Origin of the sequence: Methylotuvimicrobium buryatense, assembly GCF_005931095.1 — a bacterium.
Classification (GTDB): domain Bacteria; phylum Pseudomonadota; class Gammaproteobacteria; order Methylococcales; family Methylomonadaceae; genus Methylotuvimicrobium; species Methylotuvimicrobium buryatense.
In genome coordinates, this window is the sequence record NZ_CP035467.1 from 372,209 (window position 1) to 389,543 (window position 17,335).

The following is a 17,335-nucleotide window of genomic DNA, read 5'->3' on the forward strand; positions in this document are numbered from 1 at the left end:
CGTGAACTCGATAGGATTGATCCCGATGGTGCTTTTCTCGCAAGCGATCGCTTTTGACGAAACGATACATCTGCCGCAAGCGAAAGTTGTCGGTTCGATGTCGCTGGAACAAAGCATCGCCGCACGACGCTCAATACGGGCGTTTGCGGCAAAAACTTTATCGATCGAGCAGATCGGGCAATTGCTTTGGGCGGCGCAAGGCATTACCGATACAAAGGGCGGCCTACGTGCGGCGCCTTCGGCCGGTGCGTTGTATCCGCTAGAAACTTATGTCGTACTGCCGGCCGGAATTTATCGCTATATTCCTGAGCGTCATGAGCTCAAACGCACTGTCGAAGGTGACCGTCGATCGGAATTGCAAAAAGCCGCGCTGGATCAAGACTCAGTCGGCTCGGCGCCGGCCGTTTTTGTTTTTACCGCCGTTTTCGAAAGGACCTCCATCAAATATCGAGAGCGCGCGAATCTTTATGTCCCGATCGAAGTTGGTCATGCGGCACAGAATCTATTGCTGCAAGCAACTGCTCAAGGGCTGGCCGGCGTGCCGATTGGTGCGTTCAACGATAAGCGTGTAGCGGAAGCCCTTAAACTGCCCAAAGATCAACGTCCATTGTATCTGTTGCCGTTGGGTTATCCGGTTCAATAACGCAGGCGTAAAAAAGAATTTCGGCGGCCGGCAAATTTTTCATTATTCTTCCGATACTGACTGGCGTTCCTAGACTGTTTTACTCCGCGCTGATATACCCTTTGCTAATCAAATTTCGGCAGTGTCTAAGGAGGCGCTGGGGTGTGCGACAAAGGCTTTGCCAGCATGGATGCTGGCATAGAGCCTACATGGATGTATTCACGGCGTCCTTTGACGGACACCCCTGCGCCGAATTTTGATCCACGAAAGGTATACCTTTGTCGATACATGATGACGGCGTTTTTGATGAAAGCAATACCAACGGTTCACGAAGGGAATAATGACAATATCGCAGAAAAACAAGCAGTTTAAGTTTTCTATCAAAATCACTGTTGTCAGTCTGTTTTTATTGATGACATCGCTGACCGTGATTGTCGCCATTAGCTTGCAATTTTATTTTACGAGCTCATTGGCGGTCGAATCGACTCTGATAACCTATCGCCAATCCGCAGCGAGTACGAGTGAATATTTGACGGCCATGGATCGACGCGCGCTTGATGCCACGCGCATACTGGCCGGTAATCCCGATATTCTGAGCGAAGGCCGAGTTACGGAGCGAACACGCGACATCTTTGCCGAAGTGCTCGATGAAAACCCTTTGTTCTATGCCGCTTATATCGGTTTTGGCGATGGCGACTTTTACGAGCTGATCAATCTGAATACGAGCGAAGCCGTGCGCATGCAATTACGGGCATTGCCGCAGGACAGGTGGGTCGTTATCACGGTCTTGGGCAAAGGCGATCGGCGAACTCGGGAATTTCTCTATTATGACGAGCAATTTAATCTCCGAACCAGCCGAACAGAGCGGAGCGACTATTTAGCCAGCAAGCGACCGTGGTATATACAAGCCAAATTGGGCAAAGTCCATAAAACCGCTCCCTATCAATTTCAACATCTTCAAGCGCCAGGCCAGACTTATTCGATGCGGATTGCCGGTCAGGATGCGGTTCTGGCGGTCGATATTGCGTTGTCTGCTATGTCCGATAAGCTCAATGAACAAATGTTGAGCAAAGATAGCCGCATTTATCTCTATCAAGGCAGTGGCGAAATCATTGCCTCTAGTGAAAGTCGAATGCCGCCGACTGTGATGCCGAAAGTCGAGCCCCTCGTACTTAACGATGAACAGCGGCAATTGGTAGAGAAAAATCCCATATTGACGGTATCGAACGAGCTCGATTGGCCGCCGTTCGATTTTGTCATCGCCGGCGAACCATTCGGCTATGCTATCGACGTATTATCGATGATCGAGCAAATGACCGGCTTGCAGTTCGACTATGTCAACGGTTATAGCTGGCCTCAGCTGGTCGCGATGTATCGTACCGGTCAGATCGATATTTTGCAGCCGGTGGTCGGTACCGAACAAAACGCCGCTTTAGGTATATTGAGCAAGGCCTTTGCCGAGCCATCGGATGGTATTCTGATGCGCAAGGATCAAACGCCTGTTACATCAATCCGACAATTGCAGGGAAAACGGCTTGCAATACCGGCCGGGTGGTCCATCATCGCTTCTTTCAAGCAAATGTTTCCGGACATCGACATTGTCGAAGTCGATGGCGTTCGGGGATTATTCGATGCGGTGCGGCGAGGCGAGGTCGATGCCGGGCTCGATACTGCCGCAATCCTGCATTATACGACACGGCAATTTTTCTTCGATGATGTCGCGATCTATGAGGAGTTGGATTGGGGGGAATCAAGCATTCCCAACAGTCTGCACTTTGTAGTGCGGCCGCAACTAAAAGAAGTTATCGAGTTGATTAACTTGGCTCTGGATAATTTAGGCGAACAGCAGCACAGTTGGTTAAATGCGCGCTGGCTGGTCGATGCGGAAAGGGACATTGCTCAGGATGCCATGGTCCCATTCCAAGAACTCATCAGTTTGGCTTCGAAGTCGACCGACCTCAATCAACTGCATAAAATGGAGCTCGATGGCGAGCCTCACTTCGTCTATGTGCAGGCCATTGGCCAAAATCATCGGGCGGCCGACTTTTTTGCCGTGATTACGCCGGAATCCGCCGTGCTAGCCCCTGCCGTTGCTCAAGTCAATGCCGTGTTATTGATTACCAGCGGCTGCCTTTTGTTATTGTTGCCGCTTGCATTTTGGCTGGCCTCGTTGATTGTTAAGCCGATCAAGCATCTCGCTCTGGAAAACGAAAAGATTAAACGGCGCCGATACGGCGAACTCGATCCGATGGAAAGCCATATTATCGAAATCGATGAGTTATCGGGTTCGATGATGACTATGGCGCATTCGATACGGCAGCATGCCAAAGAACGGGAAGAATTGATGGAATCGTTCATCCAATTGATCGCCCAAGCCATCGATGACAAGTCGGCCTATACGGCGGGGCACTGTGCGAGGGTTCCGGAGCTGGCAATCTTGTTGGCGCAAAAAGCCGAAGAGAGTCGTCGACCGCCATTCGATACATTCGGTTTCGGTAACGAAGATGCCTGGCGCGAATTCCGTATCGGAGCTTGGCTGCACGACTGCGGCAAGATTACGACGCCTGAGCACATCATCGATAAAAGCACCAAGCTTGAGACGATTTATAACCGCATTCACGAAATCCGCATGCGCTTCGAAGTGTTGTGGCGCGATGCCGAAATCGACTATTGGAAGCAGTACTTGAACGCGCCGAGTGATGAGAAACGAAATCGTCATGAATTAGAGCAACGCCAACGACAATTACAAGAGGATTTTGCCTTTGTTGCCAACTGCAATTTGGGCGGTGAAAGCATGAGCGAGGCCGATATCGATAGGCTGAATCAATTGGCTCGCATCACTTGGCGGCGGCATTTCGACGACCGATTAGGCTTATCTCCGATCGAAGTTGCACGCTATCCCGAGGAGCAAACACCGCTGCCGGTCACGGAGCCACTATTGGCGGATAAGCCTTGGCACATCATCAAGCGCCTGCGCAACAACATCCATGATGAGCGCTTGGGCATAAAGATGGCGATACCGGAACATCTTTACAATCTGGGCGAATTGCACAATCTCACTGTATCACGAGGTACCTTGACCGAAGAAGATCGCTTCAAGATTAACGAGCACATGATCAGCACGATCAAAATGCTCGATAAATTGCCGTTGCCCGAAGATTTGCTCCAGGTGCCGCGCTATGCTTCTACTCATCATGAAACGCTAGATGGGCGCGGTTATCCGCGCATGCTGATCGCCAAAGATCTTTCAATTCCGGAGCGTATTATGGTGTTGGCCGACATTTTCGAAGCATTGACAGCGGCCGATCGACCGTATAAAGATGCAAAGCCGATCAGCGCCGCGCTCGATATACTACATCGAATGGTGCAAGAACAGCATGTGGACCGTGATGTTTTCGAGCTTTTCTTGCGTAGCGGCGCCTATTTGGAGTACGCAAAACGTTACCTGCGCACTGAGCAGGTCGATGCAGTGGATATTCGGCGCTATCTCGGCCAATGAGCGATTTGACATTCCGGCCATTGCCCGCTTATGGCTGATTCAGCGCGTGTGGTAGCATGACCGCAACTTGAGTCGGTTAAGGAGTTTACAATGAAAACAGTGTTGATCGGAGGAACGGCCAACGGCCAGCTCTTGATGGATGCCGCGATGGCGAATCGTCACGGCGTCATTTCCGGGGCAACTGGGACGGGCAAGACCGTAACCCTGCAAGTTTTGGCGGAAGGTTTTTCGAGACTGGGCGTTCCGGTATTCTTGGCCGATATCAAAGGAGACTTGTCGGGAATCGGGACGGCAGGGCAAGCACACGAAAAAATTACCGAACGCGTGACGGGAATCGGGATTGCCGACTTCCAATTCCGGGGAAATCCCTCGGTCTTTTGGGATTTGTTCGGCCGAAACGGGCATCCGGTGCGTACGACGATGTCCGATTTAGGCCCTTTGCTGCTCAGCAATCTGTTGGAATTGAACGACACGCAAACCGGCGTGATTTATAGCGGCTTTAAAATCGCCGACGACGAAGGGTTGTTATTACTGGACCTTAAAGATTTGCGCGCGATGTTGAATTGGATGGGCGAAAACTCAGCGGCACTGTCCAAACAATACGGGAACATCACATCGGCAAGCATCGGTGCGATACAGCGACGGCTGTTGGTGCTCGAGGAACAAGGCGCAGAACATTTCTTTGCCGAACCAGCGGTCGAGCTCGATGATTTTCGCAGGACCGATTTTTCCGGCAACGGTGTGATTAGCATTCTCGACGCGACCGAGTTGACGACGAAATCGCCGCGGCTGTATGCGACCTTTCTGCTGTGGATGTTGTCGGAACTGTTCGAAACCTTACCCGAAGTGGGCGATGGCGATAGGCCGAAGCTGGTGTTGTTTTTCGACGAAGCGCATCTGTTGTTCAATCAGGCACCGAAAGTCTTGCTCGACAAGATCGAACAAATCGTTCGCTTAATCCGTTCTAAAGGCGTCGGCGTCTATTTCATTAGTCAAAGTCCGCTAGATATTCCGGCGCCGATACTCGGTCAGATGGGGCTGAAAATCCAGCATGCGCTACGAGCATTTACGCCGGCCGATCGCAAGGTACTGAAAAGTGTCGCGCAAACGTTCAGGGCCAATCCTGGCTTCGATACCGAAACCGTGTTGCAAGAGCTGAAGACCGGCGAAGCCTTGGTGTCGGTGCTGAACAAGGACGGCAGCCCGACCCCGGTCGAGCGCACGTTGATCCGGCCGCCCGAGTCGAAAATAGGCCCGCTCACCGAAGATCAACGCAACGAACTGATCGGTCGCTCGCCGTTCAAAGGACGTTACGATCAAATGGTCGATCGCGAATCGGCTTACGAAATGCTGAAGCACAAAGCCGAACAGCAGGCATTTCAGGCGCAGGCCGCGCGCGATCTCAAGGCGTCGGCAACGAGACGGACCGGCACATCGAATCGGCAAAGCGTCGGCGAGGCGCTGATCAAGAGCACCGCGAGAACCATCGGCTCGCAGCTCGGCCGCCAAATCGTACGCGGCATCATGGGCTCGTTGCTCGGCGGGAAGCGCTGAACGCGGACGCACAAGGCGTCGCTCTCACAAGGGAACTGGATGCTCCTTGGGAGCGCGCGATACCCAGATCCCGATTTCGAAGCCACTGATGTGCAATATTCGCAGATTTATCAAACAGTACCGTTTCCAGGTATACGACGACCTCTGTTTAGCAAGTTTGCCGATATTTGTGGATAACGATGAGCGCAGAGCGTAGGAACGAAGATTCATGGCGGTCCTCGATGGACACATCCCATACCTTTTATTCTTAGACGGTTTTTCGATCAAAAGGGAGTAGAATCTGCGAACTTTCACAGTAACGTCCATGAAGGTCTAGCCATCGCCCCGGCAAATGAAAGTTCTCTGGTGGGGAGGGTACGGTCACTCGCCCGACAGGACGCCGTGAATACATCCATGTAGGCTCGACGGCGGATTTCCCTGCCGCCGACGCCTGTCGGTCGAGCAACCGCACCCTCTCCGGAACCGGCATTTGCTCTGTCGAGCGCCGTATATCGAAAAATTAGATAAAGGGTCTATATCTACGAACTTTCACAGTAATTACGGATTAGTCCATCTCGTCGATCGCTATTTTTAATTTCACGGCATGTATCGGCCGCATTCTTCGTCTGCATCGTGTACCTTTATCAAAAATTACCGGCAACAGATTCGCGCTCTTTCGGGATTCTTTATCAATACTCTCATTTACGAACTGTTAGCAAGCTTTTCGAATCGAGGTAACCATTCGGCAAATTTCATCACAGAGTTATAGCCGCAGACCGTTTCTAACTTTCTGGTTTCGACGACTTCAAAAATGCGGCGCGCGCGCAGTAGAGTTTCCTGCTCGGGCCCGAACGGATTGAAACGCATCCCCGCATCGGTCAAAAAGACATAGTCGCAGATGAACAGTACGTCACGGTAAATATAAAAAGTGAATCCGGGCGTGTGTCCGCCGGTATGGAAGGCTTCGATGCCGTAGGCGATAGAGTCGCCGGTAAAGCGCAGATCGACATCGAACGAGGCCGCCAACGGATGCCGCGCGTCCAAGTCGTGCATGCGCACTTCGGCATTCCAGAGCTTTCGGTATTGATTCGACGCGCCCATGAAATGATGATGCGTGAACAAGATGGCGCGCACCGGCGACAAATCCCGGTTGAAAGCCGAGGGTGCGTCGATCCAGACCGCGCCTTGGTCGGTTTCGATTCGATAGGCCGCATGTTCCAGGCCCAATTTCGGCACCGAAAGTAGTTGACCGACATATTCGTTGACCGGTCGTGCGGTCACTCGATAGGTTTTTTCGGCCTCAACCCATGATAAAAAGCGATCATGCCGGGCTCCGCAGAACGGACAAACCTCGGGCATTTCGCCGATCATGTTATAACCGCATTCGAGGCAAACCCATTGCGGCGTGTCGTCGAAGAGTTTTGGTTCGTTAGGCATGGAATTGTCTGCCGATACTTTTTTTATAATCGATGGGCTTCAGGTCCGCCAAGGGTGCGACGGTAAATCGGCGAGGCCGATCACATCGACGCCGGCTTTGGCAACTTGATGATCGTTCTCCACCGAACTGCCGCTGACGCCGATCGCGCCGATCAAAACACCATCTTCATCGACAATCGGGACGCCGCCGGGAAAGGTGATTAAGCCGTCGTTGGAGTGTTCGATTCCGTAAAGCGGTCCGCCCGGTTGCGATAGCTGACCGATTTGTCCGGTGTTCATGCCGAAGAAACAGGCGGTCTTGGCTTTTTTGAGGGCAATGTCGATGCTGCCGACCCACGCGCCGTTCATTCTGGTGAACGCTTTCAAATCGGCGCCTGAATCGACCACGGCGATACACATTTGCGTGCCGATTTTGTTGGCCTCTGCGATGGCTGCCGCAATCGCTTTCTCTGCTTGTTCGTAGGTTACATGCATGGTTTTTCTCCCGCTTGTTATAGATATTAAAAAGGATGATTCATTTGGGGGCGATCATCTGTTCCGGCCGGACGATCGCATCGAACTGTTCGGCACTCACCAGACCGCCGGCAATGGCCTCTTCGCGAAGCGTCGTGCCGTTTTGCAAAGCCGTTTTGGCAATTTGTGCGGCCTTGTCGTAGCCGATCTGCGGAACCAGTGCGGTGACCAGCATCAGCGATTGCTCCATTAACTCCGCTATCCGCTCGGCATTCGGTTGTATGCCTGCCACACAATGTTCGGTAAAACTATGCGCCGCATCGCGGAGAAGGCGTATCGATTGCAGCACGTTATAAATCATCACCGGCTTGAAGGTATTGAGTTCCAGATGACCTTGCGCGCCGGCCAAGGTTACCGTCGTATGGTTGCCGATGACTTGTGCGCAAACCATCGTCAATGCCTCGCATTGGGTCGGATTGATTTTGCCCGGCATGATCGACGAGCCGGGTTCGTTTGCCGGCAAAATCAGTTCACCGAGTCCCGAGCGCGGACCGGAACTCAAGAGGCGAATGTCGTTAGCGATTTTATTAAGGCTGACCGCGATGCAGTTCAACACGCCGGATAGTTCCACCAGTGCGTCGTGCGCGGCCATCGCTTCGAATTTGTTGGCGGCGGATGTGAAAGGATGCCCGGTGAATTTAGCGACTTCGTCGGCGAATAGTTCGGCAAAACCCTGGCTCGAATTCAAGCCCGTTCCGACTGCGGTACCGCCTTGCGCGAGAGGATACAGGCGTTTGAGACTGTCCTGTAGCCGTTCGATGCTGAGTTGAACTTGGGTCGCGTAACCGGAAAACTCCTGGCCCAATGACAGCGGCGTCGCATCTTGCAGATGCGTGCGTCCGATCTTAATGATGTCGGCCCATGCCTGAGATTTATCGGACAGCGTTTTTTGCAAGCGCTGCAATGACGGGATCAGTAGACATTGGAGTTGTTCGACCGCTGCGATATGCATCGCGCTTGGAAACACATCGTTCGAAGACTGGCTGAGGTTGCAGTGATCGTTGGGGTGAACCGGCGATTTCGAACCGAGCGCGCCGCCCAGGCGTTCGTTGACCCGGTTGGCGATCACTTCGTTGGCATTCATATTGGATTGCGTGCCGGAGCCGGTTTGCCAGATCGCCAGCGGAAAGTGTTCATCCAGTGCGCCGTCGATGACTTCATGTGCCGCATCGACGATCGCGCGGCCGAGATTTACATCCAGCTTGTTTTGGGCGATATTGCTCAAAGCCGCACAACGTTTGACGATCCCAGGGCAAACGCATTAAAAATACTGTTAAAACATAGAGTTTAGAGGTATCGTATCGGAATTTTGCGTATGTTACCAACGGACTGCAGTTTAATTAAGCACTTTTCCAACGTGACTGATCCCCGAATTGAACGTAAGAAACTTCATCAGTTGATGGATATCATTGTACTCACTGTTTGCGCCTCGTTAAGCGGTGCTGAGGGATGGGAAGCCATTGAAGAGTTTGGCCATAATAAATTAGATTGGTTAAGGCAGTTTGTACCGTTAAAGAATGGCATTCCATCGCATGATTGCTTGGCGTATGTCATTTCTCGATTGTCACCGAAAGAATTTCAACGTTGCTTTATAGATTGGGTGAACGCCATTCGCGAAGTGATACCCGATGAAGTGATTGCGATAGATGGCAAAACCGCACGCCGTTCGCATGACCGCAAACGCGGCCAAAATCCGTTGCACATGGTCAGCGCCTGGGGTTGTGCGAATGGATTAGTGCTCGGCCAAGAAGCGACCGAAGAAAAGTCGAATGAAATTACCGCAATCCCGAAGCTATTGGCTTTGCTAGAACTTAAAGGTTGTATTGTGACCATTGATGCCATGGGCTGCCAGCGCACGATTGCTGAGCAAATCGTCGATCAAGGCGGTGATTACTGTTTGGGCCTGAAAGGCAATCAAGGCGAATTGCATGAAGCCGTCGAGGATTTTTTCAACACGGCCAAGCAAGCGAATTTTAACCACGTCGAATACGCTTATCACGAAGAAATCGACAACGACCATGGGCGTTTAGAAACCCGCCGTTATTGGATTACCGAGGAGCTTTGTACGCTCCCGAAAACGGAGCTCTGGAAAGAATTACGCAGCATTGGCTTCGTGGAGCGCGAATGCCACATCGGCGATAAAGTAACAATCGAGCAGCGTTGTTTCATTAACAGCATTAAAGCCGATGCGCAGCTATTTGCGCGGGCTGTGCGCCATCACTGGGGTATTGAAAACCAATTGCACTGGCGCTTAGACGTGGTCTTTCGAGAAGATGACAACCGAATTCGAAAAGGTAATGCCGCTGCGATTATGACCACCATCCGGCATATCTGTGTCAATCTGTTCCAGCAAGAGGAATCTAAACTCAGCATGAAAAAGAAAAGACTCAAAGCCGCCTGGAACGATCGCTACCGCGCTAAATTGCTGTTAGGAAAGTAATTTTAATGCGTTTGCCCTGTTGACGATCCCGAGGGCGCGGATCAACGGTCGCGGTAATCGTTCGTCGCCGATCGCGAAATAGCGTAGGGATCGCTGTGTTTGCGCTCCCCAGTATTTGTCGGCGGGGACTTCAATGGAGCCCAGTGCGTCGCTTTCAATTCGCCCGGCCGAACTTCCGATTGTCATGGTTATTATGCAAATGAGCTAACAGCGATGGATTATTCGCTTGGTTTACTTAGCATTTTTCGCACCTCGCCCACATGAATTTCTTCCTGGGCGATCATTCGGCGCGCATATTCCTCGAGCAGAACGCTACGGCCGTCGACCAACTCCAATAAACGATGATATTCGGCCAGTGCCGATGCTTCATGATCCAACGATTCCCGGAGAATGGCGCCGATATCGTGGCGATGCGTTTCCAGTAACGGGCCGATTCCCAAAGAGGGATGCCCGTCCAAATGGGTAATCATTTCTCCGGCTTCGTTGGCATGGAGTAACGATTCATTCGCTTGGCCGCGCATCCAGGAAACGATGGGAATTCGATTGTAGCCGACAACCATCAAGGCATAATGCGTATAACGAACCACGCCCGCCAGTTCCGCTTCCAGAATGTTATTCAGCACTTTGATCACGGCGTCGTTATCGATTTCGGTGTTTGTCATGAGTGTCTCCTGAAGTCAGAATGGGGAGAGTCTGACTATAGCGCTTTTTTGATCGTTGAGATAGTAAACTTTAACCTGATTAGCAAGATGCTTCAGCTTGCTGAGGCCAACTGTCCAAGCAGTGGCCAGTCTTAGCCACTTCTGCGGGACGGGTTATTTAACCCGTCCCCAACTTTTCGGTTTGCCCTAAACATTTCGGCTGACTTCGGCCAAAGTCAAAACGTTTAGGACGCGGTTGCAAACCCCGTCCTGCTAGGGATATGCTGGTTTTTGGGCTTTAGCTGAAGAAACTTGCTAATCAGGAACTTTAATCCTAGAAAAAGCATTTCACCATGAAGGTCGTGAAGGATAAGAAGTTAATTCAATAACTTGTTAAGCGCTTGTATAGAGCTTTCGTCCACTTCGGCGCCTAATTTTGATCTATACCTTTCGCACTTCAATTTTCGGCAGTTTCTTAGGAGGCGCCGGGGTGCTCGGCTAAGGCTTTGCCAGCATGGAGCTGGCATAGAGCCTACATGGATGTATTCACGGCGTCCTTTGACGGGCACCCCGGTGCCGAATTTTGATCTACGATAGGTATACGATGGGTTTATTGATGCCCAAATCCTTAATAGCGTGACGGCAAGCGAGCAACCGAATTTAATTTCCAGGGTTTCGGATTGATGGCTGCCTCTAACTTATCTTCCAATGGGTCGTCTAACTCATGAAAAAAGTCCAAGCCGGTTAATTCTTCGATAGTGTCAACGGAGACGATAAAATCGGTTAAAGGCTCATTGCCTCGCACCGTTTGCGGGACCAGGAACGCCAACATTTTGATTCCGGAACTTGTTTCCGCGGCATAAATTTTATAAAAAGCATCCGGTATTTCCACTTTCCAGCTGCTCTTCAATCGATTCAGAGGATTCGAAAATACGGGGCCGGTTATTACCCAGACGCGTCGATGCAATTTGGTAAAGTAGTCGACTTCAACGGCTTCCAATCGCTGCCAAACTTTTTGATTTAGATTGGGTCTTTGAGGGGTAATGTTGGTCATTAAAAACGTATCTAATTGCGCTTGTTTGCCATAGAGCCTGCTGATGGCATAGTTAGGCGCCATGTGGCCTCGGTCGAAACCGCTTCGGGTATAGTCTTGATGGCTGATACGCGTCAGGCTGCGCCAATCGGTGCTGAATGTTTGCGGCCGTTTATGGGGTGTCGCATTGTTTTTAATCGTGGTGACTTGATAGATTACCCAAAGTGGATTGCCACGAATGTCTGAGTATCCGACCATGAATCCATCATTGCGAAATACCCTCGACCAAGTCAGCGGCTGATACCAGACTTGAGTTTGCGGGACGCCTTGAAATGCCATGTCGGGCCTAGCCAGCATGACTTCATAACTGTAGCCGCCAATTAGAGGGAGTAGGGTCAGTACGCTAATGCGCGGATATTTTTTACCAACTCTAAAAAACGTGATGAATGTAGCGAGTAAAAAGCGATGTTTTTTCTGTCTTCTTCTTGCCATGTCGATTAGCTAACGATGTTCAAAAATGCCGCATCAAATAGGGTGCTGCGGATTTTTATTAAGTGATTATTGTAACTGTATGATTATACGGTAATTAATCGGGTATTGTTGGCCGGAGTGGATTAAAAGCCGATGGGTAACTATAGCTTTCAGATTATTAGACGCTTTTTCGCTCGCAAATAGGAGTAAGAGCGTGCTCCCAATAGTTGAAACCAAGGTTGAATTGAAGGCTGAGGTGAGTGCTTTATAATCGAACCTCAATGATGACGTATTTTTTCGAAATGATAACTTTTTCCGGCTCAAGATTTTACTATGCGCAAGATTGACGAATTGATTACCAAATTAAGCTTCGGCTTTTCCATACCCGGCTTATTGCTGGCGACGCTTTTTTTCGCATTTTCGCTTACACCAAGTCTAGTGCCTCGTTCTTTTTTGTTTCAAGGGGTGATTTCCGGTTTGTCTTTTACGGCGGGATACGCGCTTGGTGTTTTCGGTCGATGGTTTTGGGATTATGTCGAGTTGCCGTTGCCTGGTCGCGATGCAATCAGAATTTTTAGGATTGTTGCATCGGGCGTCTGTTCGATCGTTGCAATCGCCTTTCTTTGGCAGGCTTCGCAATGGCAAGACGATTTGCGCTCAATGATGGGGATGATGCCGGAGGGTGCGATGCCTTCTTATGGTATTGCCTTGATGACCTTACTCGTTTTTGGCGTATTAATACAGTTTGCTCGATTGTTTCGGAGGACGTTTCAATTTTTGTCTCTAAGGCTAGCGCGCTACATATCCGATCATGTCGCGCATGCGATAAGCATACTGGCAGCTGGAATGTTGTTTTGGTCGGTTATCGATGGCGTGGTTGTTTCTTTGTTCTTACGCGCGACGAACAATTCTTATCAACAATTAGACGCGCTGATTCAGGATGATTTGGAGCGTCCCGACGATCCGATGAAGACCGGTAGCGAAGCCTCCTTGATCGCTTGGTCGGACTTGGGAAGGCAAGGGCGTAAATTTATGTCTTCAGGCCCGACAGCTCAAGCGTTGAGCGATTTTTTCGGTGAGCCGGTGCCTGAGCCCGTGCGCATCTATGTCGGGTTGAATGCGGCGAATACGCCGGAAGAAAGAGCCGAATTGGCTTTGCAAGAGCTGAAACGCGTCAATGCCTTCGACCGTTCGGTTTTGTTGTTGGTGACGCCCACGGGTACCGGTTGGATAGACCCGGCCGCACTGGATACCGTCGAATATTTACATCGAGGCGACATCGCGACGGTCACCGCGCAATATTCGTATTTGCCCAGCGCCTTGTCGTTGATAACCGAAGGGGAGTACGGTGCGGAAATGGCTAGAGCGCTGTTCGAAAAAGTTTATGTCTATTGGACGAACTTGCCTAGCGACCACCGACCGAAATTGTATTTACACGGGCTGAGCTTGGGCGCGCTGAATTCCGATCGTTCTTTCGATGTGTACGACATCATTCAAGACCCATTCGATGGAGCATTATGGAGCGGTCCGCCATTTCGTAGCGAAACCTGGCGCAAAGTGACGCAAGAAAGGGATCCCGACTCTCCGGTATGGCTACCTCGTTTTCGAGATGGCGCGGTGATTAGATTCATGAATCAATATACGGGATTAAATGACGATAGTACGCCGTGGGGACCTTTTAGAATCGCTTATCTGCAATATGCCAGCGACCCGATAACGTTTTTCGATAGCCATGCGTTCTTTCGAGAGCCGGAATGGATGCAAGCTCCCAGAGGGCCGGACGTCTCGCCGTATCTAAGATGGTATCCGGTTGTCACGATGCTGCAATTGGCGGCCGACATGGCGGTCGGGTCTACGCCGCCGGGGTTCGGTCATGTTTTTGCCGCTAAACATTACATCGATGCATGGCTGGCCTTGACCGAACCTAAAGGTTGGAGCGAAGAGCAATTGAATCGTCTGCGGGCCTTGTTCGAAGGACGATAAGGCATCGAATAATTTTACAAATGTGAAGGCCTGTCGATTTGTCGTTCAATGGTTCGAGTTATGACTATCGTATTGCCAGTTTCGGTAGTGCCCGAGGAGCCATCGGACTAGCATGGATATGGCATAGAGCCTTGTATGCGAGGAACGTAGGGCAGGCCGGTAAAATAAAACATCACATCGGACTTATCCTTGATATACCCATCGCACTTCAAATTTCGGCATTGACACATGGAGGCGCCGGGGTGTTCGGCAAAGGCTGTGACAGCAGGGATGCTGTCACAGAGCCTACATGGACGCTGACTCTTCGGCGCCGAAATTTGACCAGCAAAGGGTATAAATTCGCTCTTAAGGAAACCTGATTAGCAAGATGCTTCAGCTTGCTGAAGCCAATTGTCCGAGCAGTGGCCAGTCGTAGCCACTTCTGCGGGACGGGTTATTTAACCCGTCCCCAACGTTTCGGTTTGCCCTAAACATTTCGGCTAACTTCGGCCAAAGTCAAAACGTTTAGGACGGGGTTGCAAACCCCGTCCTGCTAGGGATATGCCGGTTTTTGGGCTTTAGCTGAAGAAACTTGCTAATCAGGTAAGGAAATGAACCGGCCATATGCCGTTAAAATTCTCGCTTATCCCCGGAAATAATGCAGCGTGCGAACTGCGTGCCTTATCCTTTGTTTGCAGCAAATAGGCCGATCCTTTCGGATGCGTATAATCGGCGGCGATACCTCTATCGATTAATTCTTTAGCTTCTTCAAAATTTCTTCCAGCGAGTATGATGCTGGGGCGCCATTGATAATATTGGCGCTATGCCAGATCCATGCTGGCAAAGCCTTTGTCGGACACCCAGGCGCCTACTCTAGCACTGCCGAAATTTGAAGTGCGAAAGGTATACACCGACATCCTCATCGGTTATACATAATAAACGCTAATTTTTAAAAGTTGAGCGTAATAATTTGAGTGGTACTATGTGGAAATAGACAGTTGAACCATTTCGTCCGTTATTCGAGGTCATCACTATGGACAAGCAAAATTCCGATAATTTCCTGCAAATATTGACCGGGTTTCTGGTTCAATTACTGAAGTCGCTCAAAACAACGATGACCGGTCTTTATCGATCATTATTTAAGCTCGAGCCGGAAAAAGAAATCAATGCGCCGGAAAAGCCCGATAAGAACGATAAATTGACACGCTATTTGTTGATCGGCCTGGGCGTGTTAATGATTTTGTCGATCTTCAATCAGGCTAACGAACTGCAAAAAGACGAACTACCCTACAACCAATTTCTCGAATTGGTTAAGAATAACAAAATTCAACGTGCCGTGGTCACTGAGAAAACGATTACCGGCCTGATCAAACCCGACACCCCGTCAGATTCTCCCCAACACTTCATGACCATTCCTCTGTGGGATGAACATCTCGCCGAGACGCTCGCCGAGCATAACGTCGACTACATCGTTAGAAGCGGAGAAAGTTGGCTTGGCAATATCCTATTCAATTGGATCATTCCGATGTTGATTTTAGTCGCGATCTGGTCCTGGCTATTTCGGCGCATGGCCGGCGGCGGACCGGCCGGGCGCGGCTTTTTGAATATCGGTAACAAAATCAAGATACATCCGGAAACGCAACCGAAAATCACGTTCGACGATGTTGCCGGTAGCGAGAGTGCGAAACAGGAGCTGAAAGAATCGATCGAATTTCTTAAAGCCCCGGAAAAAATTCAAAAACTCGGCGGGCGCATGCCGAAAGGTGCATTGTTGGTCGGTCCGCCCGGAACCGGTAAAACCTTGCTGGCGAGGGCTGTGTCGGGCGAAGCCGGCGTGCCGTTTTTCAACATCAGCGGCTCTGAATTTATCGAACTGTTCGTCGGTGTCGGTGCCGCGCGAGTTCGCGATTTATTCGAACAGGCCCGCCAAAAAGCCCCCTGTATTATCTTTATCGACGAACTCGATGCCATCGGCCGCTCTCGCGGCGGGCCGATGGTGATGGGCGGCCATGACGAACGCGAACAAACGCTCAATCAATTGCTGACCGAAATGGATGGATTCGACCCGTCGTCGGGCGTGGTCGTATTGGCCGCGACCAATCGCCCGGAAATTCTCGACAAAGCCTTGCTGCGCGCCGGACGCTTCGACCGGCAGATTATTGTCGACAAACCGGACCTCGAAGACCGCGTCAAAATTCTCAAACTGCATAGTGCTAAAATGCGGCTCGCTTCCGACGTCGACTTGACCGTCGTCGGCAAGCGAACACCGGGACTGGTTGGCGCCGATTTGTCGAATATCGCGAACGAAGCCGCTATTCTAGCTGCGCGCGTCGATCGCGACAATGTACGCATGGACGACTTCGAAGCGGCGATCGACCGCATTTTGGCCGGTCCCGAGAAAAAATCGCGGGCGCTGGGGCCAGAGGAAAAACGCCGCGTTGCTTACCACGAGGCAGGTCATGCATTGGTCGCCAAGCATGTTCCCACCGGTCAGCCGATACATAAGGTTTCGATCATTCCGCGCGGCGTTTCGGCTTTGGGCTTTACACTGCAGCTTCCGGTCGAGGAAAAGTTTCTGTCCACCGATGCCGAACTAAAAGATCAAATCGCGATTTTGATGGGCGGGCGCATGGCGGAGGCGATCGCATTGGGCAATGTATCGACCGGCGCGCAAAACGACTTGGAAAAAGCCAGTGAAATCGCACGGGCCATGGTGTGTTATTTGGGCATGAGCGCCAAACTCGGTGCGTTGACTTACGGCAAACGTCAACAACTGCAATTTCTCGAAACCGAAGGCACCGAATATCGCAATTACAGCGAGGAAACCGCTAAGCTGATCGATACCGAAGTCAAGGCGCTGGTCGATGAGGGAATCGAGCGCGCGATGGATATTTTGACTGCTAAACGGCACGTTTTGGATCAGCTTGCCGAAATTCTTCAGGAAAAAGAAGTAATCCACGGAGAGGATATCGATGTGCTTTTGGGTTAAGGAGAGCCAAAACGGAAATAGGCAAGGCCAAAAGGCATTTATCGACGAAAAAAACTGTTCTCCCAAAAGGGGGGGGCTCAGGGCGGACTTGGAGCATCGGTGAGACGAACGTAACCCCGAGCTCATTTACAAGGGATGGTATTGGAGTGGATTTCTATGGCAAGAACAACAATAACAATTCTATCTTTCTGGGAG

At 50.9% G+C, this 17,335-nt stretch carries 12 protein-coding genes; 6 read left to right on the top strand and 6 right to left on the bottom strand.

Annotated elements, in window-relative coordinates:
• The first annotated feature begins 1 nt into the window (after position 1).
• From EQU24_RS01770 to EQU24_RS01780, 3 genes are all read left to right on the top strand, one after another.
• Positions 2–643 carry a SagB/ThcOx family dehydrogenase gene (locus EQU24_RS01770; RefSeq protein WP_138767061.1) on the top strand — a complete coding sequence of 214 codons (642 nt, stop codon included), beginning with the start codon at positions 2–4 and terminating at the stop codon, positions 641–643.
• A gap of 319 nt (positions 644–962) precedes the next feature.
• Entirely contained in the window at positions 963–4,121 is a 3,159-nt protein-coding gene (locus tag EQU24_RS01775) for an HD domain-containing phosphohydrolase (protein ID WP_017841152.1), read from the top strand.
• A gap of 90 nt (positions 4,122–4,211) precedes the next feature.
• Positions 4,212–5,675, top strand: coding sequence for a helicase HerA-like domain-containing protein (locus EQU24_RS01780; protein ID WP_017841151.1), 1,464 nt, complete (start codon positions 4,212–4,214; stop codon positions 5,673–5,675).
• Between the two features lie 681 nt (positions 5,676–6,356).
• On the opposite strand, the gene EQU24_RS01785 is transcribed toward EQU24_RS01780, so the two are convergent.
• The 3 genes from EQU24_RS01785 to EQU24_RS01795 are packed head-to-tail and all read right to left on the bottom strand — an operon-like array spanning position 6,357 to position 8,850.
• Complete coding sequence (locus tag EQU24_RS01785) at positions 6,357–7,091, bottom strand: MBL fold metallo-hydrolase (protein WP_017841150.1); 735 nt, start codon at positions 7,089–7,091, stop codon at positions 6,357–6,359.
• A gap of 39 nt (positions 7,092–7,130) precedes the next feature.
• The gene (locus tag EQU24_RS01790) at positions 7,131–7,565 is read right to left on the bottom strand and encodes a GlcG/HbpS family heme-binding protein (RefSeq protein WP_017841149.1); all 435 of its coding nucleotides are present in this window, start codon (positions 7,563–7,565) and stop codon (positions 7,131–7,133) included.
• A gap of 40 nt (positions 7,566–7,605) precedes the next feature.
• Complete coding sequence (locus EQU24_RS01795) at positions 7,606–8,850, bottom strand: class II fumarate hydratase (RefSeq protein WP_138767062.1); 1,245 nt, start codon at positions 8,848–8,850, stop codon at positions 7,606–7,608.
• 69 nt (positions 8,851–8,919) lie between these two features.
• On the opposite strand from EQU24_RS01795, the gene EQU24_RS01800 reads away from it, so the two are divergent.
• Positions 8,920–10,044 (top strand): ISAs1 family transposase, encoded by a 1,125-nt coding sequence (locus EQU24_RS01800; protein WP_017840837.1) that lies wholly within the window; start codon positions 8,920–8,922, stop codon positions 10,042–10,044.
• Here EQU24_RS01800 and EQU24_RS01805 read toward each other — a convergent pair.
• From EQU24_RS01805 to EQU24_RS01815, 3 genes are all read right to left on the bottom strand, one after another.
• Positions 10,033–10,230, bottom strand: coding sequence for a hypothetical protein (locus tag EQU24_RS01805; protein ID WP_244310901.1), 198 nt, complete (start codon positions 10,228–10,230; stop codon positions 10,033–10,035). The genes EQU24_RS01800 and EQU24_RS01805 overlap by 12 nt on opposite strands.
• Positions 10,231–10,262: 32 nt before the next feature.
• Complete coding sequence (locus tag EQU24_RS01810) at positions 10,263–10,706, bottom strand: ferritin-like domain-containing protein (protein ID WP_014146791.1); 444 nt, start codon at positions 10,704–10,706, stop codon at positions 10,263–10,265.
• Between the two features lie 607 nt (positions 10,707–11,313).
• Complete coding sequence (locus EQU24_RS01815; RefSeq protein ID WP_026130221.1) at positions 11,314–12,210, bottom strand: DNA/RNA non-specific endonuclease; 897 nt, start codon at positions 12,208–12,210, stop codon at positions 11,314–11,316.
• 312 nt (positions 12,211–12,522) lie between these two features.
• Here EQU24_RS01815 and EQU24_RS01820 point away from each other — a divergent pair, with 312 nt between their 5' ends.
• Positions 12,523–14,172, top strand: a complete 1,650-nt coding sequence (locus EQU24_RS01820; protein ID WP_017841146.1) for an alpha/beta hydrolase — start codon at positions 12,523–12,525, stop codon at positions 14,170–14,172.
• Positions 14,173–15,265: 1,093 nt separating this feature from the next.
• A complete protein-coding gene (ftsH, locus tag EQU24_RS01830) occupies positions 15,266–17,140 on the top strand; it encodes an ATP-dependent zinc metalloprotease FtsH (RefSeq protein WP_412768468.1) in 1,875 nt (624 codons plus the stop codon).
• Positions 17,141–17,335: the final 195 nt, after the last annotated feature.

Excerpts from the sequence above, each read along its gene's own strand:
- EQU24_RS01790 (WP_017841149.1), bottom strand. The coding sequence starts at position 7,565 with ATGCATGTAACCTACGAACAAGCAGAGAAAGCGATTGCGGCAGCCATC.
- EQU24_RS01820 (WP_017841146.1), top strand. The coding sequence starts at position 12,523 with ATGCGCAAGATTGACGAATTGATTACCAAATTAAGCTTCGGCTTTTCC.
- EQU24_RS01810 (WP_014146791.1), bottom strand. The coding sequence starts at position 10,706 with ATGACAAACACCGAAATCGATAACGACGCCGTGATCAAAGTGCTGAAT.
- EQU24_RS01800 (WP_017840837.1), top strand. The coding sequence starts at position 8,920 with ATGTTACCAACGGACTGCAGTTTAATTAAGCACTTTTCCAACGTGACT.
- EQU24_RS01775 (WP_017841152.1), top strand. The coding sequence starts at position 963 with ATGACAATATCGCAGAAAAACAAGCAGTTTAAGTTTTCTATCAAAATC.
- EQU24_RS01815 (WP_026130221.1), bottom strand. The coding sequence starts at position 12,210 with ATGGCAAGAAGAAGACAGAAAAAACATCGCTTTTTACTCGCTACATTC.
- EQU24_RS01805 (WP_244310901.1), bottom strand. The coding sequence starts at position 10,230 with ATGACAATCGGAAGTTCGGCCGGGCGAATTGAAAGCGACGCACTGGGC.
- EQU24_RS01780 (WP_017841151.1), top strand. The coding sequence starts at position 4,212 with ATGAAAACAGTGTTGATCGGAGGAACGGCCAACGGCCAGCTCTTGATG.
- ftsH (WP_412768468.1), top strand. The coding sequence starts at position 15,266 with ATGACCGGTCTTTATCGATCATTATTTAAGCTCGAGCCGGAAAAAGAA.
- EQU24_RS01785 (WP_017841150.1), bottom strand. The coding sequence starts at position 7,091 with ATGCCTAACGAACCAAAACTCTTCGACGACACGCCGCAATGGGTTTGC.